Origin of the sequence: Rhizobium sp. CF142 (assembly GCF_000281145.1) — a bacterium.
Lineage (GTDB): Bacteria > Pseudomonadota > Alphaproteobacteria > Rhizobiales > Rhizobiaceae > Rhizobium.
In genome coordinates this window covers 1-26,487 of the sequence record NZ_AJWE01000127.1, presented here as the reverse complement: position 1 = coordinate 26,487, position 26,487 = coordinate 1, and the positions used below count along the sequence as shown (strand labels likewise).

General features: G+C 60.8%; 24 protein-coding genes. 6 read left to right on the top strand and 18 right to left on the bottom strand.

Annotated elements, in window-relative coordinates:
• Positions 1-60 precede the first annotated feature (60 nt).
• The 3 genes from PMI11_RS31575 to PMI11_RS31565 all read left to right on the top strand — a co-directional run bounded on the left by PMI11_RS31575 (position 61) and on the right by PMI11_RS31565 (position 5,265).
• Positions 61-855 carry a transporter substrate-binding domain-containing protein gene (locus tag PMI11_RS31575; protein WP_007825621.1) on the top strand — a complete coding sequence of 265 codons (795 nt, stop codon included), beginning with the start codon at positions 61-63 and terminating at the stop codon, positions 853-855.
• Positions 856-1,083: 228 nt separating this feature from the next.
• Positions 1,084-4,710: a hydantoinase B/oxoprolinase family protein gene (locus tag PMI11_RS31570; protein ID WP_007825620.1), complete on the top strand. Its 3,627-nt coding sequence runs from the start codon at positions 1,084-1,086 to the stop codon at positions 4,708-4,710.
• A gap of 24 nt (positions 4,711-4,734) precedes the next feature.
• Positions 4,735-5,265 carry a winged helix DNA-binding protein gene (locus PMI11_RS31565; RefSeq protein ID WP_007825617.1) on the top strand — a complete coding sequence of 177 codons (531 nt, stop codon included), beginning with the start codon at positions 4,735-4,737 and terminating at the stop codon, positions 5,263-5,265.
• Between the two features lie 149 nt (positions 5,266-5,414).
• Here PMI11_RS31565 and PMI11_RS31560 read toward each other — a convergent pair whose 3' ends face one another.
• From PMI11_RS31560 to PMI11_RS31540, 5 genes are read right to left on the bottom strand one after another with little or no spacing between them, the layout of a single operon-like run.
• On the bottom strand, positions 5,415-6,929 hold the full coding sequence (locus PMI11_RS31560; RefSeq protein ID WP_007825615.1) for an ABC transporter substrate-binding protein: 1,515 nt from the start codon (positions 6,927-6,929) through the stop codon (positions 5,415-5,417).
• 19 nt (positions 6,930-6,948) lie between these two features.
• Positions 6,949-8,658 (bottom strand): dipeptide ABC transporter ATP-binding protein, encoded by a 1,710-nt coding sequence (locus PMI11_RS31555; RefSeq protein WP_007825613.1) that lies wholly within the window; start codon positions 8,656-8,658, stop codon positions 6,949-6,951.
• Entirely contained in the window at positions 8,655-9,506 is an 852-nt protein-coding gene (locus PMI11_RS31550) for an ABC transporter permease (RefSeq protein WP_007825611.1), read from the bottom strand. Before PMI11_RS31550 ends, PMI11_RS31555 begins: the two co-directional genes overlap by 4 nt.
• Positions 9,503-10,441, bottom strand: a complete 939-nt coding sequence (locus PMI11_RS31545; protein ID WP_007825610.1) for an ABC transporter permease — start codon at positions 10,439-10,441, stop codon at positions 9,503-9,505. The genes PMI11_RS31550 and PMI11_RS31545 overlap by 4 nt, the downstream gene beginning before the upstream one ends.
• 51 nt (positions 10,442-10,492) lie before the next feature.
• Positions 10,493-11,383 carry a proline iminopeptidase-family hydrolase gene (locus PMI11_RS31540; protein ID WP_007825604.1) on the bottom strand — a complete coding sequence of 297 codons (891 nt, stop codon included), beginning with the start codon at positions 11,381-11,383 and terminating at the stop codon, positions 10,493-10,495.
• 125 nt (positions 11,384-11,508) lie between these two features.
• Between PMI11_RS31540 and PMI11_RS31535 the strand changes: the two genes are divergently transcribed.
• Both PMI11_RS31535 and PMI11_RS31530 read left to right on the top strand, forming a co-directional pair.
• Complete coding sequence (locus PMI11_RS31535) at positions 11,509-12,291, top strand: helix-turn-helix transcriptional regulator (RefSeq protein ID WP_007825602.1); 783 nt, start codon at positions 11,509-11,511, stop codon at positions 12,289-12,291.
• A gap of 65 nt (positions 12,292-12,356) precedes the next feature.
• Positions 12,357-13,259 (top strand): proline iminopeptidase-family hydrolase, encoded by a 903-nt coding sequence (locus PMI11_RS31530; protein ID WP_007825600.1) that lies wholly within the window; start codon positions 12,357-12,359, stop codon positions 13,257-13,259.
• A 39-nt stretch (positions 13,260-13,298) separates the two neighbouring features.
• On the opposite strand, the gene PMI11_RS31525 is transcribed toward PMI11_RS31530, so the two are convergent.
• From PMI11_RS31525 to PMI11_RS31485, 9 genes are all read right to left on the bottom strand, one after another.
• Positions 13,299-14,210 (bottom strand): ABC transporter permease, encoded by a 912-nt coding sequence (locus tag PMI11_RS31525; protein WP_007825598.1) that lies wholly within the window; start codon positions 14,208-14,210, stop codon positions 13,299-13,301.
• Positions 14,207-15,307, bottom strand: a complete 1,101-nt coding sequence (locus PMI11_RS31520; RefSeq protein WP_007825596.1) for an ABC transporter permease — start codon at positions 15,305-15,307, stop codon at positions 14,207-14,209. The genes PMI11_RS31525 and PMI11_RS31520 overlap by 4 nt, the downstream gene beginning before the upstream one ends.
• Positions 15,304-16,827 carry an ABC transporter ATP-binding protein gene (locus PMI11_RS31515; protein ID WP_007825590.1) on the bottom strand — a complete coding sequence of 508 codons (1,524 nt, stop codon included), beginning with the start codon at positions 16,825-16,827 and terminating at the stop codon, positions 15,304-15,306. Before PMI11_RS31515 ends, PMI11_RS31520 begins: the two co-directional genes overlap by 4 nt.
• A gap of 3 nt (positions 16,828-16,830) precedes the next feature.
• On the bottom strand, positions 16,831-17,931 hold the full coding sequence (locus PMI11_RS31510; protein WP_007825586.1) for a BMP family ABC transporter substrate-binding protein: 1,101 nt from the start codon (positions 17,929-17,931) through the stop codon (positions 16,831-16,833).
• 23 nt (positions 17,932-17,954) lie between these two features.
• On the bottom strand, positions 17,955-19,334 hold the full coding sequence (locus PMI11_RS31505; RefSeq protein ID WP_007825584.1) for an amidohydrolase: 1,380 nt from the start codon (positions 19,332-19,334) through the stop codon (positions 17,955-17,957).
• A 1-nt stretch (position 19,335) separates the two neighbouring features.
• Positions 19,336-19,995: a glutathione S-transferase family protein gene (locus PMI11_RS31500; protein WP_007825582.1), complete on the bottom strand. Its 660-nt coding sequence runs from the start codon at positions 19,993-19,995 to the stop codon at positions 19,336-19,338.
• Positions 19,992-20,837 carry an aromatic ring-hydroxylating oxygenase subunit alpha gene (locus PMI11_RS31495; protein WP_037072561.1) on the bottom strand — a complete coding sequence of 282 codons (846 nt, stop codon included), beginning with the start codon at positions 20,835-20,837 and terminating at the stop codon, positions 19,992-19,994. Before PMI11_RS31495 ends, PMI11_RS31500 begins: the two co-directional genes overlap by 4 nt.
• Entirely contained in the window at positions 20,837-21,478 is a 642-nt protein-coding gene (locus tag PMI11_RS31490; protein ID WP_007825578.1) for a Rieske 2Fe-2S domain-containing protein, read from the bottom strand. The genes PMI11_RS31495 and PMI11_RS31490 overlap by 1 nt, the downstream gene beginning before the upstream one ends.
• A gap of 150 nt (positions 21,479-21,628) precedes the next feature.
• Positions 21,629-21,913, bottom strand: coding sequence for a hypothetical protein (locus PMI11_RS31485; RefSeq protein ID WP_007825575.1), 285 nt, complete (start codon positions 21,911-21,913; stop codon positions 21,629-21,631).
• A gap of 191 nt (positions 21,914-22,104) precedes the next feature.
• Between PMI11_RS31485 and PMI11_RS31480 the strand changes: the two genes are divergently transcribed.
• Positions 22,105-22,662, top strand: coding sequence for a DsbA family protein (locus PMI11_RS31480; RefSeq protein ID WP_007825573.1), 558 nt, complete (start codon positions 22,105-22,107; stop codon positions 22,660-22,662).
• Positions 22,663-22,904: 242 nt separating this feature from the next.
• On the opposite strand, the gene PMI11_RS31475 is transcribed toward PMI11_RS31480, so the two are convergent.
• From PMI11_RS31475 to PMI11_RS31460, 4 genes are all read right to left on the bottom strand, one after another.
• On the bottom strand, positions 22,905-23,471 hold the full coding sequence (locus PMI11_RS31475; RefSeq protein ID WP_085990575.1) for an outer membrane protein: 567 nt from the start codon (positions 23,469-23,471) through the stop codon (positions 22,905-22,907).
• A gap of 298 nt (positions 23,472-23,769) precedes the next feature.
• Positions 23,770-25,113, bottom strand: a complete 1,344-nt coding sequence (locus PMI11_RS31470; protein WP_007825570.1) for a sensor histidine kinase — start codon at positions 25,111-25,113, stop codon at positions 23,770-23,772.
• Positions 25,110-25,784 carry a response regulator transcription factor gene (locus PMI11_RS31465; protein ID WP_007825569.1) on the bottom strand — a complete coding sequence of 225 codons (675 nt, stop codon included), beginning with the start codon at positions 25,782-25,784 and terminating at the stop codon, positions 25,110-25,112. The genes PMI11_RS31470 and PMI11_RS31465 overlap by 4 nt, the downstream gene beginning before the upstream one ends.
• Positions 25,785-26,010: 226 nt before the next feature.
• Positions 26,011-26,487: DUF763 domain-containing protein (locus PMI11_RS31460; RefSeq protein WP_157179716.1), on the bottom strand; the 477-nt coding region annotated here is incomplete at its 5' end.

Here is a 26,487-nt window from a genome sequence, read left to right as displayed (position 1 = left end):
GTTTGAGAGGAGGCCCGACAGAGAGCGGGCAGAGGCAATCAGGTAGAGGAGACTTGGAGTATGCCGAAGACAATGATTTCGAAACTGGCACTTTTGGCGGGCGCGGGCCTGCTGGCGCTGGCAAGCGTTGCTCATGCCGATGTGCTCGACAATATCAAGAAGGCCGGCAAGGTTCGCATCGCGGTCGCGATGGGTATTCCGGAGTATTCTTTCGTCGATGAGAGCCTGCAGCCGTCGGGCTCTGACATCGAAACTGCGAAGTTGATCGCCAAGGATCTCGGCGTCCAGCTCGAACTGGTGGAAATCACCAACGCCGCCCGCGTTCCCTCGGTTCAGACCGGCAAGGCCGACATGGTCGTCTCCTCGCTCGGCATCACCGAAGAGCGCAAGAAGGCGATCGATTATTCCGTTCCCTATGCGACGCTCGCGCTCGTCGTTGCTGCCCAACCGAACGTTGAGATCAAGAATTATGCCGATCTCGACGGCAAGCGCATCGGTGTTACCCGCGCCACCACCAATGATCAGGACATCACCGCCAATGCGAAGGGCGCCAATATCGTCCGCTTCGAGGATGACGCAACGCTGATCACCTCGGTCGTGTCCGGGCAGGTTGACACCGTTTCCAGCCAGTCGGCCGTCATCAATGGCATCAACAAGAAGATGGCCGACCATCCGCTGCAGGTGAAGTTCACGCAGAAGGAAACCAACCTCGGTATCGGCATTCCGAAGGGCGAAACCGGCCTCAAGACCTGGCTCGACCAGTGGGTGAAGACCAATTTCGACAACAAGGTGCTGCGCGATATCTATCGCAAATACCATAATGCCGAACTGCCCGACGATCTGACCTCGCGTTGATCAAACGGGAAGGGCGGCGTTTGAGGGCTGGCCCTCAAGAATCCGTCATTCATCCCAACCTTGTCGCCGCGGCCCTCGGGCCGCGGCGTTCGATTCTATGCGCCTGAATGTCGGGCCGATCCTACGCCCTCCACCCATCGATACTTTCGGCGGCTTTCTCTTCTATAAAACGTTGACGATTTGTCGATAATTTCTTAGTGAAATCCGAAACGAACGGTGGAGGCGATTTTGTTGGGCACTACGGCTGGTAGCTGGGACTTCTGGATCGATCGTGGAGGTACCTTCACGGATATCGTCGGACGCGACCCGTCCGGTGCCCTGCACGCCCGAAAGGTGCTGTCCGAAAATCCGGACGCCTATCGTGATGCCGCTGTCCACGGGATCCGTCTGCATCTCGGCCTGACCACCGGTGAAGCGATCCCGGTCGGGCTGATCGGCGAGGTGCGTATGGGCACCACCGTCGCCACCAATGCGCTCCTCGAGCGCAAGGGCGAACGTCTGGCGCTGGTGACGACGAAGGGTTTCCGCGACGCCCTCCGCATCGGCTATCAGGAGCGCAAGAAGATCTTTGCAACCGAGATCGTCAAACCGGAAGCGCTCTATCAGGATGTGGTCGAGCTGGATGAGCGTGTACTCGCTGACGGTACTGTCGAGATAAAGCTCGACGAGGCGGCAACGGAAGCAGCGTTGCGCGACCTGCGCGCCAAGGGTTACCGCGCCGTCGCGATCGTCTTCATGCATGCCTATAAATATCCGGAGCATGAGGCAATCGCCGCGCGCATTGCTCGCGCCATCGGTTTCGAACAGGTTTCCGTCAGTCACGAAGTCTCGCCGCTGATCAAGCTGGTCGGCCGTGGCGATACGACCGTTGTCGACGCTTATCTTTCGCCAGTGCTCGGCCGCTATGTCAGTCAGGTCTCGGACGAACTTGACGTGGCGCGCACCGGCGCGCGCGTGATGTTCATGATGTCCTCGGGCGGCCTGACGGCAGCCGATATGTTTCAGGGCAAGGACGCGATCCTGTCCGGCCCGGCCGGCGGCGTGGTTGGTCTTGCCAAGACCGGCGAGCAGGCGGGTTTCGGCCATGTGATCGGCTTCGATATGGGCGGCACCTCGACTGACGTGGCGCATTTCGACGGTGAATATGAGCGGGCCTTCGAAACGGAAGTCGCCGGCGTACGTGTTCGCGCGCCGATGATGCTGATCCATACGGTGGCTGCCGGCGGCGGTTCGATCCTGCATTTCGAGAGCGGCCGCTTCCGAGTTGGGCCTGATTCCGCCGGCGCTTTCCCAGGCCCCGCCTGCTATCGCAATGGCGGCCCGCTCGCGGTGACCGATGCCAATGTCATGGCTGGCAAACTGCTGCCCGATTTCTTCCCGGCGATCTTCGGCCCGAACCAGGATCAGCCGCTCGATGTCGAGGCGGTGCGGCAGAAGTTCGCCGCGCTGGCAGCCGAGATCGGTGACGGGCGTAGCCCCGAAGAAGTGGCTGACGGATTCATCCGCATTGCCGTTGCCAATATGGTCGAGGCGATCAAGAGGATTTCCGTCCAGCGCGGTTATGACGTGACGCGTTATGCGCTCAACTGCTTTGGTGGCGCTGGCGGTCAGCATGCCTGCCTTGTCGCTGATGCGCTCGGGATGAAGAGTATCCTCCTGCATCCGATGTCCGGTCTTCTGTCTGCCTATGGCATGGGTCTCGCCGATATCCGCTCCACGCGTCAAAAGGCGCTCGGTGTGCCGCTCGATGCGGCTGCTCCCGCAGCGATGACCGCGCTTGGCAGGGAATTGCAGGGCGAGTGTCAGCCGGAACTGGTGGCGCAGGGCGTCGCGGCCGGCAAGATCAAGACGGTGCTGCGCGCTCATATTCGCTATGCCGGCACCGATACGCTGCTGGCGGTCGAGGCACTGTTCCCGCAGGCTGATAACGAGACGCGCCTTCGCAGGGAGTTCGAGATCCTGCACAAGCGTCGCTTCGGCTTCGTCGCCGAGGACAAGCCGCTGGTCGTGGAAGCAGTCGAGGTCGAATGCATCGGCGGTGCGGCCGCCGAAATCGACGTCGATCGCGGCGAGGCCGGTGATGGCGAGGTTTCGGCCATCCGGCGAACCCAGTTCCATTCGCAGGGTGAAAGCCATGATGCGGCGGTCGTCCTGCGCGATCACATCCTTCCCGGCCAGACCGTGACCGGGCCGGCCATCATCATCGAGCCGAACCAGACCATCATCGTGGAAGATGGCTGGCAGGCGAAGCTGACGGCGCGCGATCATGTCGTGCTCACCCGCATCAAGGCGCTGCCCGAGCGCACGGCGATCGGCACCAAAGCCGATCCGGTCATGCTGGAGATCTTCAACAATCTCTTCATGTCGATTGCTGAGCAGATGGGTGTGACGCTGCAGAACACCGCCTACTCCGTCAACATCAAAGAACGGCTCGATTTTTCCTGCGCGGTCTTCGATGCGGACGGTAATCTCGTCGCCAACGCGCCGCATATGCCAGTGCATCTCGGCTCCATGGATGCATCCGTCGCGACCGCCATCCGCGAAAATCCCGTCATTCATCCGGGCGACGTCTTCCTGATCAATGCGCCCTATAATGGCGGCACGCATCTGCCTGACCTCACCGTCTGCACGCCGGTCTTCGACGATGCCGGCACGCGCATCCGCTTCTGGGTGGCAAGCCGCGGGCATCACGCTGATATCGGCGGCATCTCGCCTGGCTCGATGTCGCCGCTCGCGACGCATATCGAGGAGGAAGGCGTTTACATCGATAATTTCAAGCTTCTCGATCGCGGCAAATTCCGTGAGGATGCCCTTGCCGATCTCTTGACCGGTGCGCGTTATCCCGTGCGCACGCTGGCGCAGAACGTCAACGACCTGAAGGCGCAGGTTGCCGCCAATGAAAAGGGCGTGGCGGAACTGAAGAAGATGATTGCGCTTTTCAGCGAAGACGTGGTCGACGCCTATATGGGCCATGTGCAGGACAACGCCGCCGAAAGTGTCCGCCGCGTGCTCGACCGGCTGCCGGACGGCGAATTTTCCTATGAGATGGATCAGGGCTGCAAGATCGTCGTCAAGATTTCCATCGATCGGGAAAAGCGAGAAGCGACAGTCGATTTTACCGGCACGTCGGCCCAGCGCCCCGACAATTTCAATGCGCCGGCGCCGGTGACGCGCGCGGCCGTGCTCTATGTTTTCCGCGTGCTGGTCGAGGCGGATATTCCGATGAATGCCGGCTGCCTGCGGCCGATCCATATCGTTATTCCCGATGGCACGATGCTGACGCCGGCCTATCCGGCGGCCGTCGTCGCCGGCAATGTCGAAGTCAGTCAGGCCGTGACCAACTGCCTGATCGGCGCCGTCGGCGCCATGGCCGCGGCACAAGGCACGATGAACAACCTGACCTTCGGCAACGACAAGTACCAATATTACGAAACCATCTGCTCTGGTGCACCGGCCGGCCCCGGCTTCAACGGTGCGGATGCCGTGCATACGCACATGACCAATTCGCGCCTCACCGATCCGGAAATTCTGGAGAGCCGTTTTCCTGTCGTGCTGGAGGATTTCCATATCCGACCGAATTCCGGGGGCCGCGGTCAGTGGCATGCCGGCAATGGCACGCAGCGCACGATCCGTACGCGCGAGAAACTGGAATTTGCCGTTCTCTCCGGCCATCGTCGCGTCGCACCCTTCGGTCTGAAGGGTGGCGAAGACGGGCAGACCGGCCGCAACTATGTTCGCCGCAATGACGGCACGATCGATGAACTGATCGGTGCTGCCCACACGGTGCTGGAAGCGGGCGAAGCCTTTACGGTCGTGACGCCAACAGGCGGCGGATACGGACCGAGAGATGCCTGAGCATTTGAGATGAAAGGGCGTTCAATGGAAAAATCGAAAGACCAAAAGGCTCCCCGCGACCTGATCGTCTCGTCGGCCCATCTGGCGCTCGGCAGCTCGCCGGCTCTCTCGGAGCTCGAATACGGATCGGTCCTCTTTTCTCACGCCTTTAATCGCTGGATGGTGCGCTGTATGGCCGCCGCCGGGGTGCCTAGCTTGTCGCCGGTGGAGATCCTCATCATTCACTCGGTCCGCCATCGCGACCGGCCGAAGACACTGTCCGACCTCTGCCTCGTGCTCGATATCGAAGACACCCATGTCGCCAATTACGCGGTAAAGAAGCTTGATGCCGCAGGACTGGTCAAAACCGGAAAATCTGGCAAGGAGAAAGTCATCCAGGTTACCGACAAGGGTCTGGAAGCGCTGACGCGTTATTCTGAGATCCGTGAGCGGCTGCTGGTCGAAGCGACGAAGGTGTCGGGCCTGTCGCAGGATGATCTTTCTAGTATCGCCTCTCATTTGAGAGCCTTATCGGGCTATTACGAGCAGGCGGCGAGATCAGCAGCAACCTTATGACTGGAACCGTCGAGAGCCGCTTCCATAGGCTAGCCCAATCTCGGCCACCCCTATGAATGCGATTTTTTATCCGTCGTCATTCCCGATTGCTCCTGAAAACAATACTCCGCCGCTTTCAGGGCGGCGGAGGATGATACCGAGGTTCGGGCTCAGTTCTTGACCGTGTCTTCCAGGAAGAAGCGGCCGAGCGGGTTCTGGTAGAAGTTGTCGATGTTCTTGCGCGCCACGTTGATATACGGGCTGTAGTAGAGATCGATCCAGTTGACGTCGTCCTTCGCCGTCTTCTGGAGGTCGATATACATCTGCTCGCGCTTCTTGGGATCGAGTTCCAGGCGGGCCTTGGCGACCAGTTCCTTCACCGCTTCATTCTTGTAGTTGGTCAAGTAGTTGTTGTTGGAATCGTGACCGAGCACGAAAGTCGTCTTCTGGTCCGGGTCGAGAATGTCGTTGGTCCAGTAGTTGACCGAGATGTCGTAGTCGCCCGCAACCGTCATGTCCCATTCCTGGCTGGGGTCGACCTTCTGCAGGTTGGCAGTGATGCCTGCCTTGGCGAGCTGCTGCTGCACCAGCACAGCCGTCTGCTCATCCACCTCGTCGCCGGCGCGGATCAGGTAATTCAGCGTCAGGTTGGAGACGCCGGCATCGGCCAGCAACTTCTTGGCCTTTTCCGGATCGTAGGGGCGCTTCAGGTTGTCGGCGTAATAATAGAGAGCGCCCTTCGGAATATAGGAATTGGCGACTGTCCCCTGACCGAAAGTGACGGTATCGACGATCGCCTTCTTGTCGATTGCGAGATCGAGCGCCTGGCGCACTTCCTTCTTGCCGAGATCGCCATGCGCATGGTTGATCAGCAGATGATCTTCGCGCGTCGACGGGTCGATCAGCACGTTGAGGCCTGCATCCTTCTTCAACTCCTCGACGCGCGAGAAGGGCACGAAGATGGCCGCATCGAGCTGGCCTGCCTGCACGTTCAGCATGCGGGTATTGTCGTCGGGCACCGAGATCCATTCGACGCCGTCGAGCTTGACGCGATCGGCCTGCCAGAAATTCGGGTTCTTCTTCAGGATGACACGGTCGCCGCGCCGCCATTCGTCGACCACAAAGGCGCCGGAGGCGATCGGCTTTTCCGCGTAAGCGTCCGCGCCCATGGATTCGATGCCGGCCTTGGAGATGACGGATGCGTTTGGCAGCGCCAGCGTCGACAGGAAGGGCGCCGACGGATTCTTGAGCTTGATCGTCAGCGTGTGCGGATCGGTCGCGACGGCGGTGTCGATTACCTTGTAGGAGTCGCTCCAGAGCGAGCCTGCGTCATCGCGGATACGCAACAGGCTGAAGGCGGCATCTTCTGCCGTCAGCGGAGAACTGTCAGAGAATTTCGCGTCGCGGATCTTGAAGACATAGGTCAGGCCATCGTCGGAGACGGTCCAGCTTTCGGCAAGGCCGGGCTCCAGCTTGGTGCCGGTCTTGTCGACGCGGATCAGTACGTCATAGACGTTGGAGAAGACCCAGTTGTCGATGTTCTGCGCCGTCTTGATCGGATCGAATGTCGTCGAATCTTCTCGGCGGCCGATGGTGAGCACGCCGGCGGCTTCGGCGTAGGATGCACTGAGCGTCAGGCCCGCAAGAAGCGCTGCAAGCCCGATTGATTTCCATCTGGTGATCATGCGTTCGTTCCCTTCGTTGTTAAGGCATGCGTTTGACGGGTAGTGCCGGCATCGATTGCAGCTCGTCTTCCAAGCTGGCGCTGCTCAGAAGCGGCTTGTCCGGGTCGATGTCGGGAATGGCGGCAATCAGCGCCGCGGTATAGGGATGTTTCGGCCGCGCGAAGACCTCTTCCGAGAAGCCTTCCTCGACGATCTCGCCACGATACATGACGACCACGCGTTCGCAGAGGTTGCGCACGATCGCCAGGTCATGGGCGATGAACATCAGCGTCAGGTTCATCTTTGCGGTCAGTTCGCGGAAAAGCGCGATGATCTGTGCCTGGATCGTGACGTCGAGGGCCGCAACACATTCGTCAGCAATAATGAGCTTCGGATCGACAGCGAGCGCCCGGGCAATCCCGGCGCGCTGGCACTGACCACCGCTCATGCTGCGGGGCTTGCGATTTGCAAACTCCCGCTCCAGCCCGACAAGATCGAGTAATTCGCCGATCCTCTCCGGAATGGCAGATGTCGGCACCTTGCCCTGCACCTTCAGCACCTCGGCAAGCATCTGCCCGATCGTGAGGCGCGGATTGAGTGCGTTATAAGGGTCCTGAAAGACCATGGCCGTCTCACGCCGCAGCTTTGCGAGTCCGGTAGCCCGCCGCTGCGCGAGATCGATCCCTTCGAAGGACACATGGCCTGAGGAGATCGGCGTCAGCCCCAGCACGGCGCGTGCGAGTGTGCTCTTGCCGCTGCCGGATTCGCCGACGATGCCGATGGTTTCGCCCGGCATGACCTGCAGGCTGACGCCTGAAACGGCGCTCACCGTCTTGGCGCTGCCCTTGAACAGGCTGCCGCCAACCTTGAAACGCACATGCAGGTCGTCGATTTCAAGAAGCGGCTTGGTCGATGCGGCCGAAGACACGACCTGCGGCTCCGGCATTGGCGCCTCGTCCGGCATGGAGGGATGGCTGTTGATCAGGTTGATCGTATAGGGATCCTGCGGCCGGGAGAGGATCGTGCGTTTCGGCCCCTGTTCAAGCAGCTTGCCGTTGCGCATGACGGCGATGCGGTCGCAGGTCTGGGCGACGATGCCGAGATCGTGGGTGATGAGGATGATCGACAGGCCACGCTTTTCTCGGATCTCCAGCAAAAGTTTCAGGATCTGCGCCTGGATCGTCACGTCGAGCGCGGTCGTCGGCTCGTCGGCGATCAGGATCTTCGGGTTGCAGGAGAGTGCCACGCCGATCATGGCACGCTGGCGCATGCCACCGGAAAACTCGTGCGGATAGCTGTCATATTGGCGAACGGGATCGGGAAAGCCGACCTGCGTCAGGATATCGATGGCTGCCGCCCGTGCTTCCTTGGCGCTGAGCTCCTGATGATAGCGGATGCCCTCGGAAATCTGGTCGCCGATGCGCATGACCGGATCGAGATGGCTCGTCGGGTTCTGGAAGATCATGCCGATCTCGCCGCCGCGCACTTCCAGAATCTCGGCATCGCTTGCCGTCGTCAGATCGCGCCCCTCGAGCAGGACGGTGCCGCCCTCGATCTTGATCAGCGAGGAGGGCAGCAGCCGGACGAGCGAGCGGCAGAGCAGGCTCTTGCCCGAGCCACTTTCGCCGACGAGGCCGAGAATTTCGCCCTTGGCGAGATCAAGGGAAACATGGTCGATCAGCGTTCGTACGCCGCCATCGAGATGAACCTTGACCGTCAGGTCGCGGACGGAAAGGACCGAAGCGCTCATTCGTGAATTCCGAGAAGTTCGCCGAGCGCATCACCCAGCATGCTGAAACCGAAGGCAAGACAGACGATCGACAGGCCGGGGAAAAGCGTGATCCACCAGGCCGTGGTGATGAAACTTTGGCCTTCGGCGACCATGACGCCCCATTCGGCGAGCGGCGGCTGCACACCGAGGCCGAGATAGCTGACCGCTACGCCGCTGAGCAGCACCAGTGTGGCATCCGACATGGAAAAGACGATGGAGCCGGCAATCGCATTCGGCAGAAGGTGACGGAACATGATCCTGAAACGACTGAAGCCGAGGCTGACGGCTGCAACTGCGTAATCGCTGCTTTTCAGCACCAGCATCTGCGCGCGGATAAGGCGCGCATAGGAGACCCAGCCGACCAGCGCCATGGCAATATAGAAGCTGCTGAGGCCCGGCCCGAGGATGGCGATGATCGACAGCATCAGGACAAGGAAGGGAAAGGCGAGGATGATATCGACGAGGCGCATGAAAACCGCATCGACGATGCCGCCGAAGAAGCCGGCGATGGTGCCAACGGTCGTGCCGATCAGGAACGGGAAGATCACGCCGATGACGGCAATCTGCAGATCGATGCGGGCGCCCCATATGACGCGAGAAAGTATGTCGCGGCCGAAATTGTCCGTGCCGAAGAGATGGGCGAAGGAGGGTGACTGCAGCCGCACATCGGCATTCTGCAGGATCGGATCATAGGGTGCGACCAGCGGAGCGGCGATTGCCAGAAGCAGAAAGAACAGAAGAATGCCGGCGCCGATGACGAGTGTCAGCCGGTGGCCGAGGAAACGGCGCCAGGCGACGGGAGAGGGAGTAAAGGCATCGACGCTCATAGCTTCACCCTCGGATCGACAGCGACGGTGACGATATCGGCAATGAAATTGACCAGCACGGTGGCGCAGGCAAAGGTCATGGCCACGCCCTGGACGACCATATAGTCGCGCGAGAAGATGGCGCGCACCAGCAATTGGCCCATGCCGGGCAGGGCAAAGACGCTTTCCACGACGACAGTGCCGCCGATCAGCCAGCCAATGTTGACGGCCAGAAGATTGATTGTCGGTACCAGCGAATTCGGCAGGACGTGGCGCCAGAAGACGATGCTCTCAGGCATGCCGCGGGCGCGAGCGGCTGTCGCTACATCCGATTTCAGGGATTCGATCATCGCGGAGCGCAGGCTGCGGGTCAGCACCGTCGACAGTGACAATGCAACGGTCAACGCCGGCAAGATGAGATGGGAGAGCTTGTCGGCCAGTGTCGTGCCGTAGCCGGAGACGGGCAGGACGCCGAGTTCGACGCTGAAAAGAATGATCAGCATCAGGCCGAGCCAGAAAGGCGGAAAGCCGATCCCGAATGTGGAGATGACGCGTACTGCATGATCAGGCGCCCGGCCAGCGTTGCGAGCGGCAATCGCCGACATCGGCACGGCGATCAGGATCGACAGGATGACGCTTGTCAGTACCAGCGCGATCGTCGGCTCGATGCGCGTGGCGATCAGCGGAAATACGTCGATCTTGTAGAGGATCGACTTGCCCATTTCGCCATTCGCGAGGTTCTTGAGAAAGTAGAAATATTGCAGCCACATCGGCTGATCGAGGCCGTATTGGGCGCGGATATTGGCAAGGGCCGTCGGTGTCGCGCGCGTGCCGAGAATATTGCGGGCGGGATCGCCGGGGATCAATCGCACCAGGATGAAGGTGATGACGCTGATGCCGAAGATAACGGGCAGGAACTGGACCGGCCGGGTCAGTATGAATTTATAACGATGCATGGCGGCGCTCGCCCCCTTGTCTTCGGCGGGTTCCGATCACCTGATCCTGCATCAGCTTGCCCTACGCCGCGACAGAAAATCGATCAGCGCGGGATAATAATCATGCGGGTTTTCATAAAATGGCATGTGGCTGGCATTGGTAAAGACCTTGAGCTCGGCATTCGGCAAGGCAAGCTTCATGCGAAGCGCACAGGCCGGCGTCAGTTCGTCATATTCGCCCGTGGTGATCAGCACCGGCGTCGTCACGCGTGACAGATCGGGGATACGGTTCCAGTCCTTCAGATTGCCGATATAGAGGAATTCGTTCGGACCCTGCATGGTCTCATAGGGACCCATGTTCCAGTCGTCGAGCGAGCGGCGCACGGGAGCCGGCCATTCCGGCAGGCGGCAGACATGGCGATAGTTCAGGATCGTCACGGCCGCCTGATATTCCGGATGATTGTAAGTGCCCTGCGCCTCATGCTTCTGCATCATCGCCACCGTCTCAGGACCGAGGGCGGCGCGCAGCCGCTCCAGTTCGGAAATCAGGTGCGGCATGTCGGCGACAGTATCTTCCAGGATCAGCGTCTGCAGGTTTTCCGGATAAGTGAGCGCATAGTCGATCGCCAGCCAGCCGCCCCAGGAGTGGCCGAGCATATGCACCTTGCCGAGGCCGAGCGCCTTGCGCACCGTCTCGGTCTCCTCGACATAACGGCCGATGGTCCAGAGCGATGCGTCGGTCGGCCTGTCGGAGGCGCCGGTGCCGAGCTGATCGAAGGCCACCACGCGATAGCCTTTGTCGATGAGACAGGAATGGGCCTCGCGCAGATAATCGCAGGGCAGACCCGGGCCGCCATTCAGGCAGAAGACGGTCTCGTTGCCGCTCCCGAAACTGTAGGCGACCACCTTGTAACCGTCGACTTCGATCTCATGTCGCGCCTCAGGCTCGATTTCACGCCACATTGACCGCTCCGGCAGAAGATTTCGCTTGCTCAATAATTGGGCATGGCTAAATTTTTACCGCAAACCACAGTCTTTGCCAGCTATAAGAAGTGATAGGGTGGGGAACCACCGACCGGGAGCCTGCCATGCTTGATGAAATCGGAACGATCCGCCGGCAATTCTCAGCCCATGAGACGCTGGACGGGCGTATCGATCAGGTTTTCGCGGCGATGCAGGAGATCGGCTTCGAGGCCCTGATCTACGACTACACGCCCGTGCCCTATGACATCGACGGCGCGATCATGATCCCTTCACTGTTGAAGCTGCGCAATATTTCCGAGGACATGCGGGAATACTGGTTCGACCGCGGCTACTTCCGCATCGATCCCGTTCAGCAGGTGGCGCTGCGCACCTCCGCTCCTTTCTTCTGGAATTACGACCGGGATGCCGACACGCTTATCAATCGCTTCATGAGCGACGACACCGCGCCGGTGACGCGCTATCTCAGCGAACGTGACATGTCGACCGGTGTCACCGTTCCCGTTCATATGCCCCGAGGCGACTACGCGACGGTGACCGGCATCCGTTTCGGCGCCAACAGCGATTTCGAGCAGCATGCGCTGCGCTACATCGCCGATTTCAACCTGTTGGCCCATGTCTTCCACGAGGCCGCCTATTCGCTTTTCGATGCCAAGGCGCTGAGCGTCGGCAAGATCCGCCTGACGGAACGGGAGCGCGAATGTTTGCGCCATTCGGCAGAGGGCCTCTCGGCCAAGGAAATCTCGCGCATCATCGACCGTTCGGTGCCGACCGTCGTCATGCATCTCAATGCGGCTGCCAAGAAGCTGGGCGCCCGCAACCGCACGCAGGCCGTCGTGCGGGCCACGCATTACCGACTGCTGGAAGATCGCCCATCCTATAACTTCTGATAGCTGCCTTCGCCTTTTCGGCCACGCTATGGTCTCCATCATTGCCCCTGAAGATGGAGACGCTTGTGACCGCAGTTTCGACGAAGGAAGCCTTTCTGCCGTTTCGCGAATACCAGACATGGTATCGCATCACCGGTTCGCTTGATTCCGGAAAACTGCCGCTTGTCGTCGCCCATGGTGGCCCCGGCTGCACGCATGATTATGTCGATTCCTTCAAGGGTATCTCGGAGCTCGATGGCCGCGTCGTCATCCATTACGATCAGCTCGGCAACGGCAACTCGACCCGGTTACCCGAGAAGGGGCCGGATTTCTGGACGCCGGCGCTCTTCCTCGAAGAACTCGATGCGCTACTCAAGCATCTCGGCATTCAGGATCGCTACGCCTTCCTCGGTCAGTCCTGGGGCGGTATGCTGGGCGCCGAACATGCAGTACGCCAGCCGAAGGGATTGAAGGCGCTCGTCATCGCCAATTCGCCAGCCAACATGCATACTTGGGTGGCTGAGGCAAACCGACTGCGTGAAGAGCTGCCGCAGGAGGTGCAGGATACGCTGCTGAAGCACGAGGAAGCTGGCACGATCACCGATCCGGACTATATCGCGGCCTCGCGCGTCTTCTACGACCGGCATGTCTGCCGCGTTTCCCCATGGCCGCCGGAAGTTGCGCGCACCTTCGCGATCATGGACGAAGACAACACCGTCTACCGCAACATGAATGGCCCGACCGAATTCCACGTCATCGGCACGATGAAGGACTGGACGATCGAGGATCGTCTGCCGCTCATTCAGGCGCCGACGCTTTTGATCTCCGGCAAATATGACGAGGCGACCCCGCTCGTCGTCAAACCCTATGTCGATTGTGTGAAGGGTTGCGAGTGGGTTCTCTTCGAGAACTCCAGCCACATGCCGCATGTCGAGGAAAGAGAGCTTTGCCTCGACGTTGTCTCAGCCTTTCTCACCAGACATGATTGATCTCAGTCAGCGGCCTGCGCCGTCGTGCAGGCCGCTCTGCTATCGCTCGAATGGCTCGCCGAGCGAGGCGACGCCATTGAGCTTCAGCAGGCGGCGGTCTGCCGAGATGATGCCGAGCACGATGATCGTCACGAGATAGGGCAGGCAAGCCAAAAGCTGCGAGGGCACGTCGAGCCCGGTTGCCTGCGCGGCAAGCCCCATCAGCGATACGGCACCGAAGAGGCAAGCCCCGAGGAAGATCCGCCCCGTCAGCCAGGTTCCGAAGACGACGAGCGCAATGGCGATCCAGCCGCGGCCGGCGATCATGCCGTCAGCCCAGAGCGGCGTATAGATCGTCGACGCGTAGGCGCCGGCAAAGCCCGCCATCATGCCGCCGAATGCGACAGCGGCGAAGCGCACGGCGATGACGGAATAGCCGATGGCGTGAGCGGCTTTCGGGTTTTCGCCGACGGCGCGAATGACGAGACCCACCTTGCTATAGGCAAACGCCGCCCAGATCGCGAGTGTCACCAGAAGCGAAAGCCAAACGACGATATCCTGGGTGAACAACCCGCCAATGACAGGGATGTCAGAAAGGCCGGGAATGGTAATCTTCGGCAATGCCTTGACGGTGAGGCTCTCATAGCTCTTGCCGAACAGCGCCGACAGGCCCTGGCCGAGAATGCCGATGGCCAGCCCCGTCGCGACCTGGTTTGCGTTGAAGCCAAGGATGATCCCGGCAAAGACAAGCGAGAGCAGGATGCCGCCGATGCCGGCTGCAAGAAAAGCAAGAAAGTGGCCGCCGCCGTGATAGACGACGATGAATGCGATGACGGCGCCGAACGCCATTAGCCCTTCGACGCCGAGATTGAGCACGCCCGCGCGCTCGACCACAAGCTCGCCAAGCGCCGCCAGCAAAAAGGGCGTTGCTGCCGCCAGCATGCCGGCCAGGATAAACTCGATGGCATTCATGATGGGCTCCTGATAGCGACAGGGCGCCAGGCAAGGCGGTAGCGGACGAAGGCGACGGCGATCAGATAGGCGAGCAGCAGGCTGCCCTGGAAAACGCGGACGGCTGCGATCGGCAAATTGGCGGAGACCATGGCATTGTCGCCGCCAATGTAGAGGGCCGCCATGACGACCGACGATATGACGATGCCGATCGGATGCAGCCCGCCGAGATAGGCGACGATGATGGCAGCATAGCCATAACCGGTCGAGATCGAGCGCTGTAGCTGGCCGAGCGGGCCGGCAACTTCGGCTGCGCCAGCAAGACCGGCGGCTGCGCCACCGATCAGGAGCGACAGCCAAATTGCCCAGCCCTCTTTGAAGCCGGCATAGCTTGCGGCCCCTGGCGCCAGTCCGCCGACCTGCAATTTGTAGCCGATGAAGCTCTTCTGCATGAAGATCCATGCAGCGACGGACAGCAGAACGGCAAGGATCAGAGAGACATTGACGCGCGTTCCCTCGATCAGGACCGGCACCATCGCGTCATACTGAAACATGACCGACTGCGGGAAGTTGAAGCCATTCGGATCTTTCCAGGGGCCGAGCAGCAGATAATTGAGAAGCTGCACCGCAACGAAACTCAACATCAGCGAGACCAGGATTTCGTTAGCGTTCAGCCGGACACGCCAGAAGGCAGTCAATGATGCCCAGAGCGCGCCGCCAATCAGGCCGAGCAGCAGCATTGCCGGCCAGATCCATTGGCCGGTGGCATCGGGCCACCAGATCGGAATGGCGGAGGCAAAGATTGCACCGAGCACGAATTGCCCTTCGGCACCGATGTTGAACACCTTGGCGCGGAAGCCGATCGCCAACCCCTGCGCGATCAGCAGCAGCGGTCCGGTCTTCAGGAGCACTTCGGAGAAGGATGCCCAGGAGTAGAAAGGCTCGATCAGCATTGCATAGATGACCGCAGCCGGATCACGCCCCATGACGACATAAAGGCCGAGATTGAGGATGATCGTGATGACAAGCGCGATGGGCGGGGCAAGCAGGGTGGCGGCAAGCGAGGCGCGCTCCCGGCGGACGAGGGTTGGCAGGGCGGCAAACAAGGGTCTGCTCATGCGGTCGCTTTCTCGCGCTGCGACTGGACGCCGATCATGTATCGGCCGATCTCTTCGGGTTTGGTGTCGCGCGTGACGAGCGGCGGGCTCAGCGTGCCGTGGTGCAGGACCTGGATGAAGTCGCTAAGTTCGAACAATTCTTCCAGCTCCTCGGAGATGACAAGGATCGCCATGCCTTCGTTGCGCAGCGTGATCAGCCGCTTGCGGATTGCCGCGGCTGCGCCGATATCGACGCCCCACGTGGGCTGGGCAAGGAAGAGCAGTTTCGGCGCCAGCATGATTTCTCGGCCGACGATGAACTTTTGCAAATTACCGCCGGAGAGTGAGCCGGCTTCGGCCTCGGGGCCGCGCGTGCGCACGTCGTAGTCGCGGATGCACTCATTAGTGAAGGCGGTCGCCTGCGCCTTGTCGAGCAGGCCGCGTCTGACGAGGTTCAAGGGATGGGCAGTGAGCAGACTGTTGAGGGTGAGCGACATTTCGGGGACGGCGCCCCGGCCAAGCCGATCCTCCGGTACGAAGGCAAATCCGAGCTGCCGGCGGGCCGCCGGGTCGAGCGCGCCGACATCCTTGCCCATCATGAAGACCTGATCGCGTTGTTCCCGCGGCAGGATCGTCTCGCCGGAGATCAGCGCGGCAAGCTCGCTCTGGCCATTGCCAGAAATACCGGCGATGCCGAGGATCTCGCCGGCACGCACGGCCAGGCTGACCTGGGAGAGCGGCACTGCGAAAGGATCGTCCGGCCTGTAATCAAGGCCGATCAATTCCAGCCGTTTCTCGCCTTCGGCAAGCGGCAGCGCCGGCATGGGTTCCGGCATGTCGCGACCGATCATCATGCGGGCAAGGTCATGGGCGTCATGCTCGCGCGGATCGACATGGCCGGTCACGCGCCCACCGCGCAGGATCGTCGCACGGTCACAGAGCGACTGGATCTCCTCCAGCTTGTGGGAAATGAAAAGGATGGAAACGCCGCCGTCTCGCAGTCGGCGCAAGGTCTCAAACAGCTTCTCCACGGCCTGCGGCGGCAGGACCGATGTCGGCTCGTCGAGGATCAAAAGTTTCGGATCGGTCATCAGGCAGCGGATGATCTCCACCCGCTGCCGCTCGCCGACGGAGAGCGAATGCACATCGGCGATCGGATCGACCTCGAGGCCGAACTCGTGCCCGAGCTTGCGGATGCGCTCAGCCAGCTCGAGCTTTTTGCCGGCCACGATAAGCCTGATGTTCTCGACCACCGTCAGGCTTTCGAATAGCGAGAAATGCTGAAAGACCATGCCGATGCCGGCACGCCTTGCCTCTGCTGGAGAGGCAAGGCTGAGGGGGTGCCCGTTCCAGGCAACGGTCCCGCTGACCGGCTGCTCGACGCCATAGATCAGCTTCATCAAGGTCGATTTGCCGGCCCCGTTTTCTCCGAGGATGGCGTGGATCGAGCGGGGAGCGACGTCGAGGTCGATCTGCTGGTTGGCATGGACCTGGCCGTAGCTCTTGGAAATGCCGCGCAGCGACAGGAGCGGGCTTACCATGGCTTACTTCGGCAGTGGCGTCTTGACACCCTTGACGTGCCAGTCCATCGCGACGATCTGCGCGTCCGTCAGCGTCGCACCCGAAGCAGCACCTTCGCTGCCATCGGCCTTGGTGATCGGACCGGTGAAGGGCGAGAAGCTGCCGTCGGCGATCTTTGCCTCGATCGCCTTGATCTTGCTCATCGTATCGGCCGGGATTGCCGGGTTCCAATCGACAACTTCGACCACCTTGTCGGCAACGCCGAGGAAGGTGTTGGCACCCTTGAAGGTACCGGCAAGATGGGCGTCGACAGACGCCTTGAAGAAGGGCGACCAGTCGGTAGCAACGCAGCCGAGATAGGTCTTTTCGGCATATTTCTTCATCGAGGAGTTCAGGTTGAAGGCATAGATGCCGGCCTCTTCGCAGGCCGAGATAACCGAGGGCGTATCCTGCGCATTCGAGAAGATGACGTCGCAGCCCTGCGAGATCAGCGCCTTGGCGGCCTCCTGCTCCTTGGCTGGATCGAACCACGAGTTGACCCAGACAACGGAGACTTCGATGTCAGGCTTGACGGATTGTGCGCCGAGCGTGAAGGCATTGATGGAGGTGATCAGTTCGGGAATGGCAAACGCCGAAACCGAGCCGAGTTTGCCGGTCTTGGAAACGGCCGCCGCCGCCATGCCGAGCAGATAGGTGCCCTGGAAATATTTGGCGGCGAAGGGTGAGAAGTTCGGCGCGACCTGGAAGCCCGAGGCATGCAACACGGTCACCTTGGGATTGCGGCGAGCGATCTGCAGCGCACCATTCTGATAGCCGAAGGAGCCGGCGATCAGGAAATGGTTACCGTCGGCGACTGTCTTGTTCATGATGCGGTCGGCATCCGGGCCTTCGGCGATGTTCTCGATAACGGTGACCTTCACCTTGTCGCCATAGGCGGCCTTGATCGGATCGATGCCGGCGGCAAGTGCATGGCCCCAGCCGACATCGCCGATCGGCGAGGGCACGACGAGGGCGATGCCGAGCGGTTCGTCGGCAGCCAGTGCGGAGCGGCCGGCAAAGGCGGTGGCGAGGCCGGCAGCGGCCGCGCTCTTCATGAGCGTTCTGCGGGTCAGATTGTTGGACATGTCAGTTCCCCTCTTTTGGTTTTTCAAAATTCCACTGTCGCGAGCGCCGCTTCGGCGTCGGCAAAAAGCTTGAATTCGTCGAGGCCGGTGAATTCGCCAGCCTGCCAGACGATGCGTCCGTTGATCATGGTGAGGTCGGTCGGCATGCCGATCCCGACCTTGGCGATCAGGCTCAGCGGATCGTGGCGCGTGCCGACATAATCCATCCGCCGCGTATCGATCGCGAAAAGGTCCGCCGCCATGCCCGGCGCAAGACGGCCGATATCGCGGCGGCCAAGCAGGTTTGCGCCGCCGGTCGTTGCGTAGCTCAGGAAGTCGACCGGCGGCGGAACCGGATGGGCACGCGTCGATGCCGCTAGGCATTGCAGCATATAGGCGGAGTGAATGCAGTGCATGAGGTTGGAATTGTCGTTCGAGGCAGCCCCATCGCAGCCGAGCCCGACGCGAAGGCCAAAGGCTGACATTGCGGGAATGTCGGTGACCTCGGCGCCGACGAGATAGACAGGCTCGGGGCAATGGGAGACGCCGGTGCCGCTTGCCGCCATCTTGCGCAATTCATCATGCGTCAGTTCCCAGCAATGAGCGTAGAAAGTGTCGGGGCCGGCAAAGCCGAGTTCAGCGCAGTAATCGACGGTGCGCATGCCGTGCCGCGCCTCGATGACAGGGCTTTCGCCTTCGCCGACATGCGTATGCAGAAACACCCCACGGTCTCGGGCAAGTGCTACGGATTCAACGAAAGTCTCGCGGTAGCAGTTGACCGGCTGGCAGGGAGCAATGACCACCTGCCGCATGCTGAAGGGACCGCCATCGTGGTAACTGTCGATCAGCCGGGCGCAATCGGCGATGAATTCATCTGTCGTTTCCAGCATGGCATCCGGGATCGTCGACCCCTCGGATTTCGGCAGCGTGTTGCCGCCGCGGCCTGCATGGAAGCGCATGCCGAGAAGCTCGGCCGCTTCGAACTGGCGGTCGATGAGACGTTTTCCGGCATGGCGGGGGAAGCAGTATTGATGGTCGAATGCCGTTGTGCAGCCATGCTTGATCATCTCGGCCATGGCCGTGACGGAGGAATGGTAGAAGCAATCCTCGTTTAGCCGCGAGAAAATCGGGTAGATCCGGTCCAGCCATTCGATGACCGACAGTTTCGTCCAGTCGAGATCGGCCCGATTGCGTACGAAGCACTGGAAGAAATGATGATGTGTGTTGATGAGGCCTGGATAGACGAACCAGCCAGTGGCATCCTGGATGATCGTGCCGGAAGGCAGGGGCTCCTGCGGCAGGTTCGCGCCAATTGCCTGGATCGCCGAACCATTGGTCAGCACGTCCACGTTCCGGCGCACGACTGGTCCATTGCCCTCGTTGACGATGACAGCTTCGCAGTTTTTCAGGAGGTAGCCAGCCATATCAGCTCTCCTCCTTCGCAGGATGGGGATCGGGCTTTAGCTCGTGCAGTCGGTGGATGCCGGGCATTTCGATGAAGCCGCTAATGCTGCGGATGGCACGCAGCCAGAGCCGGATCGTTGGGTAGGGATCGAGCGAGATGCCGCCATCAGGTGCCAGCGCCACATAGGGGAAGCAGGCAATGTCGGCGATTGTGGCGTGGTTCGATGCCAGGAAGCGCATGCCACGAAGCTGCTGTTCGAAGAGACCGGCTTCCAGCTCGCGCAATGCTGCGATCCCCTGTGTCTGTAGGGTCTCGATATTGCCTGGGCGCAGCAGCATCTCGTGTAGCCGCGCGCCGCCGAGGTTCGCCGTCAGCCGGTGCGAGAAGGAGAGCCACTGCTGAACCCGCGCCGTCTCCTCAGGCGTGCTGGTGCCCAGCCATTCCGGTGCGCTTTTAGCGGCGAGATAGGCGAGAATGGCCGAGGATTCCGTCAGCACAAGATCGCCATCCTGGAGGATCGGGATAGAACCTGCAGGATTGAGCGCCAGGAGTTCCGGTCCGCGATGCTCGCCGCCGGGGTGGAAATCGACCGGCCGGATGTCCAGCTTGATGCCGAGCATCGCGGCCATCAGGCGGATCTTGTAGCAGCTCGGCGAGAGAATGTAGTCGTAGAGCTTCATTGCGCGACCAACTGTGCGCCGTAGGTATAGTTATGGCGCTTGAGCCAGCGCCGATAGGCGATTGACGTCAGATCGGCCCTGGTCGGAATTTCCATGCCGGGATCGAGCGGCAGCAGGGAAGGGATCTGGTTTTCAAGGATCGACCGATCCTGCAGGAAGATCATCTGCTGAAAATGGATAAGGTCTGTCATGGGTGTCACGTCATCAAAGAGGGCCATCCATGGCCATACGTCGCAAAGGTCTTCCGCAAGTGGCTGGACGAAGAGGGTAATGACATCCCATTCGCCCGGCCGGGGAGGGCAGGTCTTGTAGAGCACCGAGCAGGTCGGTGCCGGCACGCGGTACATATATTCGGTGGTGATTCCGCCGCTTGCCGATTTGGCGGCTTGCGGCTGGTAGAATTTCACCTGCGTCGCCCAGACCTCATCCTCGTCTTCGCGGATCTCAACCTTGTAATTCTCGACTTCCGTATGTGGCTCGGCGCCGAGAATATCGGTGTGGACGAAAGGGAAATGGGCGATGTCGAGAAAATTCTCGACCGCCCGTAGCGGCGAGCAGCGCACCCGCACCACGCCGACATCGACGAAGCGGCGGCCGGGCTGATCCGCCTCGGGAATGGCAAAAAGCTCCTTGGCGGGGATGCCGAGGGAAGACCAGACATGGCCGTAGCGGACACGAACCGGAAGGCTGCGCCCATCGGACGATATCACCCGCGCATTGCCATCGGGTGTGCGCGCCACTTCGATGGGCTCGCCCATCAGAGCGGTTTTTGTCCCTGTCTCTGTCAGTTGGGAGAAGAGGCCGACCGGATACCACTCGTCGATCATCGCGCCAGCCTTCATCATGCGACCTCCTTGCGCCGCGCTTCCGCCTGGCGGCGCACGGCTTCGGCGATGCGCGATGCCGCAACCGGATCTGATGGTCTGCGATCCTTCTCGATCATGACGTGAATGAGCGTGCGATCGACCTGCTCAGCCGGCAGCAGCCGGACCCAGGGAAGCTCGGCGACGCGGATAAGCCCGTCCGAATCGACTTTGGCGCCAGCGGCGTCTTCGAGTGCTCCGATATTCGACTCCACAGTCAGCGAGCGCAACGGCACGAGATCGTCAAAGCGTGGTGGCTGGGCCGCCGGCTCTCCGACAGCCACCCAGATGACACCATTCGATTCCTCGACCTTGTGGACCGCGACACGGATCGTTTCCGGCGGCACGAGATCGGGGTGGGCGGGGATGCGAATGCATCCTCCCGCCGGAGAATAGCTCCAGCCATGGTAGATACAGGAGAGCGCCTCGCCGCGCACGAAGCCATGGGACAATCGCATCCCGCGATGGGGACAGCGATCCGACGATGCCGATGCGTGTCCGGACTGACTGCGCCAGAGAGCGATCGATCCTGCCGGTGTCCAGGCCGGCATCACGGTCGCCGGCGGCAGATCAGCAGAAAGGGCGACAGGCGTCCAGGAGCCGGCCGTAGCAGATGGCATAACCTATAATTCCCCAATTTTACCAAGGCTTTAGCGCTGTTGGCCGCGCACTGTTGCCGAACTCGCAGCCTCAGTTGTCAGAGGCTTGCATAAAAAAATCGCATTGGCAACAATGATTAAATAAAGGGCAGGGGATCAATGCGGCCTGCGCTACGGTGTGTCGGCGGGATCTACAATCCTGCGCTGAATCTCATCCACCCAGACGTCGATCGGGCCAAGCGAACATCCCATTTCCAGCATGTCGATCAGCTCTACCGGCCCCGCGATCTCAAGTTCGATTCGGTCGGCGCCGGTGTGAAAAAAATCCTGGGAAAGTCCAAGCTTGTCGGCATGGCGGCGGATCCACGGGATGAACGAGGCGGCATTGATATCGCCGATGATCGTCATTCGCTCGCGCAATTCGCCCTGACATACCTGCATCACTGATTTACCCATCATTTTATCCGTGACGACAGCATAGCGGCTCGATGCATTTGTGAAAGGGGCATGACAGGCCAAACGGTCTTATGCCTTTCATGACACCGTGAATAAATAGAACGGGAAACAACCTTATCATCAGCGACGCCGGCTACACCGTTGATTATGGTGGCCGGCAAGATCGTTCAGCAGGACAAGAGGACATGAATATGACGACCACTTCCTGGCAGGCAGACCCGCTCGTTTGGGGTTCTGGACCACGGGTTTTCGAGGCCTTTCTGGAGCCGACCTGCCCGTACTCCGTCAGGACGTTCAAGAAGCTGGATACGCTTCTGGAGCAAGCCGGTGCGGACAAGATCACAGTGAAGATCCGGCTGCAGTCGCAGCCATGGCATCTCTACTCCGGCGTGATCGTACGCTCTATTCTGGCGGCATCGACGCTGGAAGGCGGCAAGGAGACTGCGAAGAAGGTCATGGCGGCCGTTGCCGCCCATCGCGAGGAATTCGAGTTCGAACGGCACGCCGGCGGCCCGAACATGGATGTGACGCCGAATCAGATCATCGAGCGCCTCGAGCGCTATAGCGGTGTTGCACTGAAGGAAGCCTTCGCCATTCCCGATCTCGACCGGGAGATCAAATGGCACTGCAAATATGCCCGTCAGAACGGTATTCATGTCTCGCCGACATTCATGATCGACGGGTTGGTACGCCCTGACATGAGCAGCGGCGATGATGTTGAGGCCTGGGTCAAGCTGCTGATCGGCTAGCCGTTTCGGAAAAAGTGGAGAGAGCGACCTCAGGACTGGGACGTTTCTGTCAATCGCTCTCTCCCGAAGGTGCGTCATGGGGTCGGCGACGAGCACCTTCGTTTGTTAGCCCCCATCCTGAGGAGCATGTCCGTTTCGCTAGAGCATTTCCGGCGAAAACGGAGTCGCCTTCAATGCTCTAGCTTATTGTTTTCTCTGCAATTCCGGACGCAAAACCGGTTCCCACTTTTGCTGGAATTGCTCTAGAAGCGGAAGTTGAGGCCGGCCTTGATCACATGGCTGCCAAGGTCGTCCTTGGAGGTGCCGGCAGATGTTGTCGTTTTGACATCGGGTGTCAGGACGTAATTATATTCGACCTTCGCGGAAAGGCCGCCGCCAAAGCCCTGCTCGATCCCGCCGCCGAAGAGGTAGCCGGTCTTCCAGCCGCCGCCGCTCGTGACGTTCTTGCCTTTTTCGAAATCGGTCAGGGCGACGCCCGCTGTTCCGTAAACCAGCGTGCGGTCGAAGCTCAGCCCGGCCTTGGCCTTGGCAGCGGCACGCCATTTTTCCTCAAGTTTGCCGCCCTCGACATGCTGCTCGCTGTCGCCGAGATAAGAGCCCTCGATTTCCGCGCCGACGATGCCCGGCCCGACTTGGAAGTTGTAGCCGGCCTGAACGCCGGCAGCGAGGCCCTTGCCGCTGGCGAACGGGTTCAGTCGGCGTGACGAAAGCCCGCCATGTGCGCCGAGATAGGCGCCGTCCCATTTGAAGGCGGGCGGTTCTTCGTAAGCGGGCTGAGGCGGCGCGTAAGGCGTCAGGTCAGCCGCCATTGCGGCTGCCGGGATGAATGCCGCCGTGAGGGCCAGCCAGAATTTCTTCGTTCCGATGATCACTCTTTTACTCCGTTGAACATTTCCGTCCCGGACGATCCGACGGCGGAAGGTTTCCGAATGCCGATTCCGGTCGTCCGTGGATTTTCCGGATCGCCCCGTTGCCATTACTTTGGCTGCGGGGATGAGCGTCATTCTTGATGCGAGGGTTGCGGGCGCATTGCGGCTTTCGAGCGGGAGCGAAATTTACGGCATAATTTCAATTGATTGCCGAATTCTCTTTAAGGTTATTTTAACTTTATGAAGCCGTCGGCAGCGTCATGCGGAAACAGGCGCCACCGGATACGGAGTCGACGACGGACACATGCCCGCCGTGCCGATTGAGAATTTCCCTGACGAGGTTGAGCCCGAGCCCGGCACCGTGATCACGCGGCTGGAGGCGATGGAACGGCTCGAAGATGCGATCGCGCTCATGTGGCGGAATGCCCGCCCCTTCGTCGGAGACTTCCACGACGCCGCCGCGCTCCGCGTGGACCGCAATCGCACCTTTCCGACCACCATGCTCTATGGCGTTTTGGATGATGTTGATCAGCGCCCGTTCGAGTGCTGCGGCATCACCTAATACGTGCTCGCTCGGCAGGGTACTCCCGAAGGAAATCTCATAGCCTTGCGCGATGGCAAGCGGCGCAAGATCGGCGACCACGTGCCGGCAGAGGGCAACCAGATCGAGGCGAACAAAGGTTGCACCGCTCTGATCGAGCCGCTGGAGGTCGAGTAATTGTTCCGCCAGCGCGGCAATTCGGCTGGTGTCGGCGAGCAGCCGGCCCCTGATCGGACTCTGCTCGATTGTTTCAACGCGCGTCTGCAGAATGGCAATCGGGGTCCGCAATTCATGAGCGGCATCCAGGATGAAGCGCTGATGGCGCTCGTAGCCCTCATCGAGCCGTTGAAGCGCGCCGTTGACGGCCTTCACGAGCGGCCGGACTTCGCCCGGAATGCCCGTCTCCGGAAGGCGGAATCCCCGCCTGCCGATATCGATATGTTCGGCCTGGTCTGCGACTTCCGAAAGCCCTGAGAGCGCCCGCCTCACGATTAGGGGAATAGCGATGACCGTGATGATGACGAGCAGCGCGAGGATCGGGATCATCAAGAGATTGGAGAGGAAAAGAACGACAAAGGTGGCGCTGAACAGCCGCCCCTCGCCAAGCACGGTAAAATCGCCTGCCGGCCCGGATTCCCGGCGGATAACCGCTGAATAGAGATAGGGCCGGACCGTATCGCGAATATCGGCGAAGCTGATCCGGTCGAGATTTCGACTAATCGGCTTGTAGACATCGGGGACGATACCGCTCTGGATGCTCTCGCCGCTATCGTTCAGGGCGACAAACCAGAAATCCGGCACGACGGCCCGTAGCGATGCGAGCTCTGCCGTCTCCTTCAGGATTAGGCGGCCATCCGCATCCCGCTCGATGGCGTGCGCGGCAACTCTGGCGACCTCGGGATCGACGAACACGCCGCCTTCGTCGGCGCGCACGAGGTAGGCGACGAAGGACAGGCCGAAGAGAAAGAGGATACCAACCTGGAACAGCAGCAGCTGCGTGATCAGCCGCCGTTTCAATGAGCGCGGCTTGGGCGATTTCATGATGCCTGTCTCAGGAGATATCCGATGCCCCTGATGCCGTGGATCTCTACCCCGGCGTCTGCATCGCTCAGCTTCCTGCGAAGTCGGGAGACGTGTGAATCAAGCGCATTCGACTGTATCTCGTCATCGAAACCGTAGACGGCCTCTTCCAATGCCGAGCGCAGCACGGTTCGCCCCTGCCGCCTGACCAATGCTTCTAAAACCAGAAGCTCGCGTCGTGGCAGGTCGAGAGGCACACCGGCGATGCGGGCCTGCCTGTTGTCGAGGCTGAATTCCAATTTGCCGAGCCGCGAGAAAACCGGTGCCATGGTTGCCGGTCGTCGCAGCAGAGCGCGAATCCGCGCCAGCAATTCCTCGACCGCAAAGGGTTTGCCGAGATAGTCGTCGGCGCCGATGTCGAGACCGCTGACGCGGTCGGCAAGCGCGCCACGCGCCGTCAGCACGATGACCGGGATGGCAGAGCGAAGCGATCGCAGATACGGGATGAGCGCCAGACCGTCCCCGTCAGGCAGCTGCCGGTCGAGAACGACGATATCGTGGACGCGGTTCGCGACGGCATTTTCCGCCAGATCGAGCGTAGCGGCATGATCGATGACAATGTCGTAACGCGAAAGCGCCGTCGTCAGCGCGTCCGCCATCTGCGGTTCGTCCTCCACTAGAAGAAGGCGCATAATCAAGATCCCCTCGGCAATACTCTCCCCAGCATCTTGATTGCGACTGTTGCGTGAGCATTACGGTCCATGCAAGTCGGTTGCTATCCCCTCGGCAGCGCAATTTCAGAGGAGGCCAATGGAGCCGCAATGCTCCGCTCGCGGCAACTCCTCATCGCTTCGAGATGAATCTGCGGGAGCAAGGCCACCGCGTCGAAATGCTCGATACCGGTGGGAACGCTCGCAATCAGCGGCGGCTTGTGGGGGGTCGCGCTGTTCCGTCCACTGGCATATCTTCCGTTGGCGGCTCCCAGCCAAAGACGCTTCGGCCGCCGAAGGTCGAGGATCGCCGGAATTCGCCGGCGACGATTTCCTTGAGGTCGGGGCCGGTGACGTAGCGCTCCATGCTGCGCGACTGGTCGTCGAGCCGGCGCAGAGCCTGCAGCTCCTCTTCCCGGCCGAGTTTGCCTTTCATGACCGCCGATTTCATCACATTGATCGTTTCGTCGTAGACCTTGAGCGGCACGGGGAAGGGGTGCCGGTCCTTGCCGCCATGGGCGATCGAAAAGCGGGCGGGATCGGAAAAGCGGCAGGGCGCGCCATGCACGACTTCGGCAACGAGCGCCAGCGCCTTGACTGTGCGGGCGCCGACGCCAGGCACGAGAAGCAGATCCTCGAAATCGACGGGTCCGCGATCGGCAGCTGCCGCAAGGTTGCTGTGCAG

Bases quoted from the DNA above. Each gene is read 5' to 3' on its own strand.
- PMI11_RS31575 (WP_007825621.1), top strand. From the start codon at position 61: ATGCCGAAGACAATGATTTCGAAACTGGCACTTTTGGCGGGCGCGGGC.
- PMI11_RS31565 (WP_007825617.1), top strand. From the start codon at position 4,735: ATGGAAAAATCGAAAGACCAAAAGGCTCCCCGCGACCTGATCGTCTCG.
- PMI11_RS31560 (WP_007825615.1), bottom strand. From the start codon at position 6,929: ATGATCACCAGATGGAAATCAATCGGGCTTGCAGCGCTTCTTGCGGGC.
- PMI11_RS31555 (WP_007825613.1), bottom strand. From the start codon at position 8,658: ATGAGCGCTTCGGTCCTTTCCGTCCGCGACCTGACGGTCAAGGTTCAT.
- PMI11_RS31550 (WP_007825611.1), bottom strand. From the start codon at position 9,506: ATGAGCGTCGATGCCTTTACTCCCTCTCCCGTCGCCTGGCGCCGTTTC.
- PMI11_RS31545 (WP_007825610.1), bottom strand. From the start codon at position 10,441: ATGCATCGTTATAAATTCATACTGACCCGGCCGGTCCAGTTCCTGCCC.
- PMI11_RS31540 (WP_007825604.1), bottom strand. From the start codon at position 11,383: ATGTGGCGTGAAATCGAGCCTGAGGCGCGACATGAGATCGAAGTCGAC.
- PMI11_RS31535 (WP_007825602.1), top strand. From the start codon at position 11,509: ATGCTTGATGAAATCGGAACGATCCGCCGGCAATTCTCAGCCCATGAG.
- PMI11_RS31525 (WP_007825598.1), bottom strand. From the start codon at position 14,210: ATGAATGCCATCGAGTTTATCCTGGCCGGCATGCTGGCGGCAGCAACG.
- PMI11_RS31520 (WP_007825596.1), bottom strand. From the start codon at position 15,307: ATGAGCAGACCCTTGTTTGCCGCCCTGCCAACCCTCGTCCGCCGGGAG.
- PMI11_RS31515 (WP_007825590.1), bottom strand. From the start codon at position 16,827: ATGGTAAGCCCGCTCCTGTCGCTGCGCGGCATTTCCAAGAGCTACGGC.
- PMI11_RS31510 (WP_007825586.1), bottom strand. From the start codon at position 17,931: ATGTCCAACAATCTGACCCGCAGAACGCTCATGAAGAGCGCGGCCGCT.
- PMI11_RS31505 (WP_007825584.1), bottom strand. From the start codon at position 19,334: ATGGCTGGCTACCTCCTGAAAAACTGCGAAGCTGTCATCGTCAACGAG.
- PMI11_RS31500 (WP_007825582.1), bottom strand. From the start codon at position 19,995: ATGAAGCTCTACGACTACATTCTCTCGCCGAGCTGCTACAAGATCCGC.
- PMI11_RS31495 (WP_037072561.1), bottom strand. From the start codon at position 20,837: ATGAAGGCTGGCGCGATGATCGACGAGTGGTATCCGGTCGGCCTCTTC.
- PMI11_RS31490 (WP_007825578.1), bottom strand. From the start codon at position 21,478: ATGCCATCTGCTACGGCCGGCTCCTGGACGCCTGTCGCCCTTTCTGCT.
- PMI11_RS31485 (WP_007825575.1), bottom strand. From the start codon at position 21,913: ATGGGTAAATCAGTGATGCAGGTATGTCAGGGCGAATTGCGCGAGCGA.
- PMI11_RS31480 (WP_007825573.1), top strand. From the start codon at position 22,105: ATGACGACCACTTCCTGGCAGGCAGACCCGCTCGTTTGGGGTTCTGGA.
- PMI11_RS31475 (WP_085990575.1), bottom strand. From the start codon at position 23,471: ATGGCGGCTGACCTGACGCCTTACGCGCCGCCTCAGCCCGCTTACGAA.
- PMI11_RS31470 (WP_007825570.1), bottom strand. From the start codon at position 25,113: ATGAAATCGCCCAAGCCGCGCTCATTGAAACGGCGGCTGATCACGCAG.
- PMI11_RS31465 (WP_007825569.1), bottom strand. From the start codon at position 25,784: ATGCGCCTTCTTCTAGTGGAGGACGAACCGCAGATGGCGGACGCGCTG.